We start from the raw sequence: 1247 nt of genomic DNA on the forward strand, positions 1-1247 counted from the left end.
TTCGCAACCACCACGCCCGCAGGCCAGTATCTGCTGGAACGTCAGGTACAGCCGCGTGAGTTCAACTCCTACGGTTCGCGCCGCGGCAACCACGAGATCATGATGCGCGGCACCTTTGCCAACATCCGCATCAAGAACGAGATGCTGGACGGCGTTGAGGGTGGCTATACCAAAGGCCCCGATGGCGAACAGACCTCGATCTTTGATGCCTCGATGGCGCATCAGGAAGCAGGCACACCGCTGGTGGTGTTCGGCGGCGAACAGTACGGCGCGGGCTCCTCGCGCGACTGGGCGGCCAAAGGCACCGCGCTCTTGGGCGTCAAGGCTGTGATCGCTGAAAGCTTTGAGCGTATCCACCGGTCCAACCTGGTTGGCATGGGTGTGATCCCGTTTGAATTCACCGGCGGCGACAGCCGCAAATCGCTGGGCTTGACCGGTGAGGAAACCGTGTCGATCAGCGGGCTGGACACCATCCAGCCGCTGCAGGAAGTGCCCTGCGCAATCACCATGGCGGACGGTTCTGTGAAAGAGATCACACTGAAGTGCCGTATCGATACCGCACCCGAGATTGAATACATCGAACATGGCGGCGTGCTGCACTATGTGCTGCGGAACCTGGCCAAATCGTAAGACAACAGTTAAGCGAAAATGTGAAAGGGCGCCCCGCCGGGCGCCCTTTTTATGTCAGGGGGCTGCAGACCGTCCCGGCTACGGAGCGATTGCGCTGCTCAGGATCTCAGCAATCGTGCCGTCTGCCTGCAGTTCGGAAATCGCCCGGTTGAACACGTCCAAATAGGCATCTGCGCCAGCACTCCGCGACAGGCCAAAGTGCGAATAGGTGCTGGAAATCGGAGTGGCAACAGACGCAATTCTGTCCTGCCAGCCGTTTTGCACGACGTGGTAGCGCCCGACCGCGTCATCAATTGCGACCAGGTCAAGCTGACCATACAGCAGCATTTGCATCAGGCCTTCCACATCGCCGCCGCGAACGATCCGGTTGTTGTTTTCAAAGGCGCGTTCCATCTCCTGATCAATCACGCTGCCGTTCACCATCCCCAGCCGCAGCCGGGAAATCCGCGCATATCCTTCGTCAAGATCCAGCCCTTGCGGATAGCGCTCGCGGTTGTACCAGAATGTGTTGGTCTGCAGAAAGGTCGGCTCAGTGAAGGCCAGATAGGAAGCGCGCGCGGTGGATTTAAACAACGGAAGGATGCCGTCGGCCTCCCCGGATTCAGCCTGTGCTAAGC

At 59.4% G+C, this 1247-nt stretch carries 1 protein-coding gene and 1 pseudogene; one reads left to right on the forward strand and one right to left on the reverse strand.

The window, feature by feature from the left end; all coding sequences use genetic code 11:
• Positions 1 to 630, forward strand: a pseudogene (locus A2I95_RS39495) (aconitate hydratase); the annotation flags it as partial.
• 78 nt (positions 631 to 708) lie between these two features.
• On the opposite strand, the gene A2I95_RS39500 reads toward A2I95_RS39495, so the two are convergent.
• A partial coding sequence (locus tag A2I95_RS39500) for an ABC transporter substrate-binding protein (protein WP_291737811.1) occupies positions 709 to 1247 on the reverse strand: 539 nt, incomplete at its 5' end.

The sequence above is a fragment of the Leisingera sp. F5 genome, assembly GCF_001593695.1.